The 5,680-nt window shown below is 43.8% G+C and carries 6 protein-coding genes and 1 pseudogene; 6 read left to right on the forward strand and 1 reads right to left on the reverse strand.

Annotation, left to right across the window (positions count from 1 at the left end; all coding sequences use genetic code 11):
* The 6 genes and pseudogenes from PX484_RS15860 to apcB form a co-directional block, all read left to right on the forward strand.
* Positions 1–254 (forward strand): annotated as a pseudogene (locus PX484_RS15860) (ATP-binding protein); the annotation flags it as partial.
* 74 nt (positions 255–328) lie between these two features.
* The gene (locus PX484_RS15865) at positions 329–790 is read left to right on the forward strand and encodes a hypothetical protein (protein ID WP_287671142.1); all 462 of its coding nucleotides are present in this window, start codon (positions 329–331) and stop codon (positions 788–790) included.
* On the forward strand, positions 787–1,428 hold the full coding sequence (locus PX484_RS15870; protein WP_287767206.1) for a hypothetical protein: 642 nt from the start codon (positions 787–789) through the stop codon (positions 1,426–1,428). The genes PX484_RS15865 and PX484_RS15870 overlap by 4 nt, the downstream gene beginning before the upstream one ends.
* 58 nt (positions 1,429–1,486) lie before the next feature.
* Positions 1,487–3,451: a single-stranded-DNA-specific exonuclease RecJ gene (gene recJ, locus PX484_RS15875; protein WP_287767204.1), complete on the forward strand. Its 1,965-nt coding sequence runs from the start codon at positions 1,487–1,489 to the stop codon at positions 3,449–3,451.
* 168 nt (positions 3,452–3,619) lie between these two features.
* A complete protein-coding gene (gene proB, locus PX484_RS15880) occupies positions 3,620–4,759 on the forward strand; it encodes a glutamate 5-kinase (RefSeq protein ID WP_287767202.1) in 1,140 nt (379 codons plus the stop codon).
* Between the two features lie 182 nt (positions 4,760–4,941).
* Positions 4,942–5,451, forward strand: coding sequence for an allophycocyanin subunit beta (gene apcB, locus PX484_RS15885; protein WP_502845977.1), 510 nt, complete (start codon positions 4,942–4,944; stop codon positions 5,449–5,451).
* A gap of 56 nt (positions 5,452–5,507) precedes the next feature.
* Here apcB and ruvX read toward each other — a convergent pair.
* On the reverse strand, positions 5,508–5,680 hold a 173-nt coding region (ruvX, locus tag PX484_RS15890), incomplete at its 5' end, for a Holliday junction resolvase RuvX (RefSeq protein ID WP_288104689.1).

The raw sequence follows: 5,680 nt of genomic DNA on the forward strand, positions 1-5,680 counted from the left end.
ATAGTGAGCCAAATCAGCCCAATTATTCGCCAGTTTTCCTCGATTCCCTGCAATCCCTATTAAAATTAATTAGTCCCGCTTGGATTGGACAATTGCAACAAGCGGCGCGAGAATGTGATGATGAAAAAATTATCGCCCTAACCGCAGAAATTCCCCCCGATTATGCTACCCTTGCCCAAGGTTTACAACAGTTAGCCAGAGAATTTTCCTTTGATGCGATCGAAACCATCATTAGAGATTTAAACATATCTTAAGAGAGTATTTTATCCATACCTCAAAAACGTGATATTCTAAAGGCATAAATCCCTAAATATCACAATTTTAAAGGATGAAACTGTTAAAAATGCTCATCGGTACTTGGTTAATACTACCGATTTTTTCCGTTCATGCTCAAGTTCCCTCGCTGCCCCCAATTAAGCAAAATTCGCCCAATCTTGGTGATCTACCGAATAATCCCACCCAGCAGAAAAATTGGCTTTGTAACCAAGGAGATCAACGCATTGCCGTGGCTGCTAAAGAAGTGCAAGGTTGGAAAGAATTAATTGAAAAACAAGGTTGGCAATGTGGTGAAGGAAATGCCGATATACCCGCTCAAACTCTCAGCTTTTCCTGTGAACCAGAACAAACCCTCGGCCTCTTGACAGTTTACTGGTTAAATGGTAGTAATGGTCAACAACAATTAAGCCAATGGCGAGAGCAATTAGCAGCACAACAGGGGATGGTTTGTACCATTAATAACGTGCGGTTATTCGATACTCAAGAAAATATACCCAATCCATTACAACCATGATTAAATTAGCAATTTTGCCTCAATCTATTCTCCTGGGTATCAGTTTACTATTAAATAATTCTCTGCCCTTACTTGCCCAATCTACACCCCTGAGCGTCGATAATTTAAGAAATACCGTCTATAACATTCCTAATCGGGGTTCCGTAATTCTCAGTGATGGTATTTTTCAATCTAACGAAGGACCAATTTTAGGAGTGCAAGTCAGCCGAGAAGCCTTGATGGGGGACTATAATAATGATCAAAGGACTGATGGTATTGTCGTGTTAAGAGTGATTACTAGAAATCAACAGCAATTACATTATTTAGCCCTAGTGATCGATAATAACGGTACTGCCACTAACACCGATACTGTCCTGTTAGCCGATCGAGTAATTGTCGATAATCTGAGCGCTAAAGATGGTATGATTACCGTCAACATGAGAAGATTTCTCCCCCGGGATCCTTCCTGTTGTCCGTCGGGAGTCATTACCCAACAATTTGCGATTAATCCTAGTATTAATCAATTGACTTTACTGAGTACCAACGAAAGTCAACCCACCACCCCAAATGTGCAGGTAATACCTGGTTCTCCCCTGAGAATTAATAATAATAATCTCCCCTTTCAACCTCCTGCTGGGGCCATCCAAATCCGCTTTTAACCTTATTTTTGGTGCGTTAGGGCAGCGTAACGCACCCTACCTTTTTCCTTAACAAAAAATGACCTACAAATATCCCATCCAACGCTGGTATATTGCCGCGACTAATCCCGAAAAAATCGAGGGGTTAGCGCGAGAAATGGGACTATCATCCTTATTAGCAACTATCTTAATTAATCGCGGTATTGATACCCCCGAATTAGCTAAAACTTATATAGATCCTGAAGCGGATACCTTACCCTCTCCCCTGGGGGAATTTCCCGACTTAGAAAAAAGTGTCAATTTATTAGTAAAAGCGATCGCCAGAGGCGATAAAATTGCTATCTGTGGGGACTACGATGCCGATGGCATGACCAGTACATCTTTACTGTTAAGAGCCTTGAGACATCTCGGCGCTAGGGTAAATCATGCCATACCCAGTCGCATGAAAGAGGGATACGGAATTAATCAGCGCATTGTCGAAGAATTTGCCGAGTCGGGAGTCGGATTGATTCTCACCGTTGATAATGGTATTTCCGCTCACGAACCGATCGCCCTAGCGATAGAATTAGGATTAAAAGTTATTATCACCGATCATCACGATCTGCCGCCAATTTTACCAAATGCCTCCGCTATTCTCAACCCAAAATTATTAACCCCGAACTCTCCCTATCAGGGATTAGCGGGGGTGGGAGTCGCCTATATTTTAGCGGTGACAACTGCCCAAAAAATGGGTAAATTACAGGGATTAACCGAGTCATTATTAGCATTATTTACCCTAGGCACTATAGCAGATTTAGCCCCATTAATCGGGGTAAATCGTCGCTGGTTAAAACGGGGTTTAAGAAAATTACCCAAATCCCAATTAGTCGGCATTCAATCCCTGATGCAAATAGCGGGAATTAGCGAGGAACAAAAGCAATTACAACCGGATGATATTGGGTTTAAATTGGGGCCGAGAATTAATGCCATTGGTAGAATTGGTGATCCCCAGATAGTTATTGAATTATTAACCACCGATGATGCCGGAATTGCCTTAGAAAGAGCGATGCAGTGCGAACAAATTAATCGTACCCGTCAAGAATTGTGCGAAAAAATTGAAGAAGAAGCGATTAAATTAGTGGAAGAAACTCCGATTCTTTGGCAAAAAGATCGAGTTTTAGTTTTAGTCGAAAAAGATTGGCATCATGGGGTAATTGGTATTGTAGCTTCCCGTTTAGTGGAACGCTACGGAGTGCCGGTTTTTATTGGTACTTACGAGGAAGAAGAGCCAGGTAAAATTCGCGGTTCTGCCAGAGGAATTGAAGAATTTCACGTTTTTGAAGCCCTGCAATTTTGCCAAGATTTACTAGGAAAATTTGGCGGTCATAAAATGGCGGGGGGTTTTAGTTTACCCACAGCTAATTTACTAGCATTTAAACAAAGATTAAGTCAATTTTCTCACAAAATTTTACAAATAGAACAATTAAAACCTTTAATTAAAGTTGACACTATCCTAGACTTTAAACAAATAAACCTGCAACTTTTTCAACAAATTGATAGTTTGCAACCCTGGGGAATTGGCAATGAATTACCCGTTTTTTGGACTCCTAACGTGCGAATAGTAGAACAGAAAACTATCGGAAAAAATCATTTAAAATTATTGCTGGCTCAAAGGGATGATACCAGAATTCAAGCCCTAGCTTGGCGTTGGGGCGAATATTGTCCTTTACCAACTCGTTTAGATATTGCCTATAAACTCAAAGAAAATACTTGGAATGGTAATACAACCATAGAAATTGAATTAGTGGGAGTGCGATTACCCCAAGAAAATGATAATATTAAAAAAGCAATTTTTATGCACGCAGATAAAATGTATCAATGTAGTTTTTGGGGTGATGTAAACGAGATTCGCATCAAAAATGAACAGGGCGATATTTTAGTCGTGCAGAAAGGGCAGCGCATTGGTTTATTAGGCAAAAATCGACAACAAGCTAGAGAAGTCAACGTGACTGAACCCCGTTTTTATACTTTAATTAAAGTTGCCATCAAAGCTTTGGCTATCTAAGTAGCTGGTTATAATTAAATTAAAAATCGATTTTAGGTTCGATCCCCCCTGCCCCCCTTAATAAGGTAGGGTTGATTCATGAATCAACCCTACCCTTGATAACGGGGGTGTCTGATAATTTTTAACGCCTACCTACTTAGCAAAACCTCCAAAAAAAGCGCCTTGACGATGAACCAAACCATAGTGATCAAAATCGGTACTTCCAGTTTGACCGATAATGAAACCGGCCAATTATCCCTCTCCACGATCGCCGCTTTAGTGGAAGTCCTCACCCGGTTGCGCGCTGCCGGTCATCGGGTGGTATTAGTATCTTCCGGGGCCGTGGGGGTGGGCTGCCGTCGTCTGGGAATACAGGAAAGACCGAAAAAAATCGCCCTCAAACAAGCGATCGCAGCCGTCGGTCAAGGTCGTCTGATGCGGATCTATGATGACCTCTTTACCAGTCTTGGTCAACCGATCGCCCAAATTTTGCTGACCCGTCCCGAATTGATGGAACGCACCTGTTATGTCAACGCCTATAATACTTTTCAGGCTTTGTTTGAATTAGGGGTAATTGCCATCGTCAACGAAAATGATACGGTGGCGATCGATGAGTTAAAATTCGGCGATAATGACACTTTATCAGCCCTTGTAGCCAGTTTAATCGAGGCTGACTGGTTATTTATCCTCACCGATGTGGATCGCCTCTACAGTGCCGATCCGCGGCTATTTCCCGAAGCTGCGGCCATTGCCCGAGTTAGTCCCGCAGAATTAGCGCAACTATCGATCGATGCCGGTAGTAGTGGCAGTCAGTGGGGGACCGGGGGTATGGCGACTAAATTGGCCGCGGCCCGGATTGCCACCAGCGCCGGGGTAGAAATGGCGATTACTAGGGGACGGCAGCCCAGCAATATCTTAAAAATTATGGCAGGAGAGGCGATTGGAACCCGTTTTGAGGCACAAAAACGCAGTGATAACGCCCGCAAACGCTGGATCGCCTACGGACTAATGCCCATGGGTCAAATCTATCTCGATGCTGGGGCGATTCAAGCCATTTGTCAGGGGGGAAAATCCCTCCTCGCGGCCGGAATCACCAAAGTGGAGGGGGAATTTAGCGCCTCGGAATCGGTGCAATTGTGCGATCAAGAAGGCCAGGAATTGGCCCGGGGAATTGTTAATTATAGTAGTGAGGAGATCGATCGAGTTAAAGGTCAACATTCCGAGCGTATTGCCAGTTTATTGGGTTATAGGGCCGCAGAAACCATTATTCATCGGGATAATCTCGTCATTTTGAGCGCTTCGTCCACCAACTCGACTAATAAGGGATAATTCCGCCACCCAGAGCAAGTCCAGCCAATGCCTTAAATGTAAAGAAATGTCTCAAAAAAACAACAAATTGTTAGACAAGCAAGAGAGTTGGACTAGGGATATCCCCCGAAGTTCAACCCTGTGAGATTATAAATGAAGTGAAACTCAAAAATGTCTTTATTGCTGTTGGGAGAAACTTAATAATGCGAGACGCGGTAACTAGCCTGATTAGAAAATACGATGTCACCGGACGTTATCTCGATCGAGATGCGATCGATAATCTTAAACAATATTTTGCCTCGGGAACTGCCCGTCTAGCTGCCGCCGCCCTAATTAACGCTAATTCGGCGGCGCTCGTGCGTGGGGCAGCGATTCGTCTATTTGAAGAAGTTCCCGAATTGATCCGCGCCGGGGGTAATGCCTACACCACCCGTCGTTATTCTGCCTGTCTGCGGGATATGGATTACTATCTCCGCTATGCCAGTTATGCCCTAGTAGCTGCTGATACTAATGTTCTAGATGAGCGGGTACTGCAAGGACTGCGGGAAACCTATAATTCCCTCGGTGTCCCCATCGGTCCGACGGTGCGCGGTATCCAAATCATGAGCGAAATGATTCAAACCATGGCTGCTGAGGCGGGTATTGCCGACACCTCTTTGATCGCTGAACCCTTTGATCATCTCACTCGCGAATTAAGCGAAGTGTCTATCTAAATTCAGTTATCAGTTATCGGTTATCAGTTAGGAAAGGCAAGAGGCAAGAGTATTTATTAGTTTGTCTCCTGTCTCCCGTCTCCTGAATTATTAACTCGCCGTCGGCGATCGAGCCATTGTTGTAAAATAATCGCCGCCGCTTCCCGATCGATCGCTCCCTTATCCCAAGAGGAAAACTGTTTTTTGGCTTTTAAGAATTCTTCCGCCTCTAGGGACGTGCAACGCTCAT

The sequence above is a fragment of the Microcystis sp. M49636_WE2 genome, from assembly GCF_030065375.1.
Lineage (GTDB): Bacteria > Cyanobacteriota > Cyanobacteriia > Cyanobacteriales > Microcystaceae > Microcystis > Microcystis aeruginosa_C.

Excerpts from the sequence above, each read along its gene's own strand:
- PX484_RS15865 (WP_287671142.1), top strand. The coding sequence starts at position 329 with ATGAAACTGTTAAAAATGCTCATCGGTACTTGGTTAATACTACCGATT.
- proB (WP_287767202.1), top strand. The coding sequence starts at position 3,620 with ATGAACCAAACCATAGTGATCAAAATCGGTACTTCCAGTTTGACCGAT.
- recJ (WP_287767204.1), top strand. The coding sequence starts at position 1,487 with ATGACCTACAAATATCCCATCCAACGCTGGTATATTGCCGCGACTAAT.
- apcB (WP_502845977.1), top strand. The coding sequence starts at position 4,942 with ATGCGAGACGCGGTAACTAGCCTGATTAGAAAATACGATGTCACCGGA.
- PX484_RS15870 (WP_287767206.1), top strand. The coding sequence starts at position 787 with ATGATTAAATTAGCAATTTTGCCTCAATCTATTCTCCTGGGTATCAGT.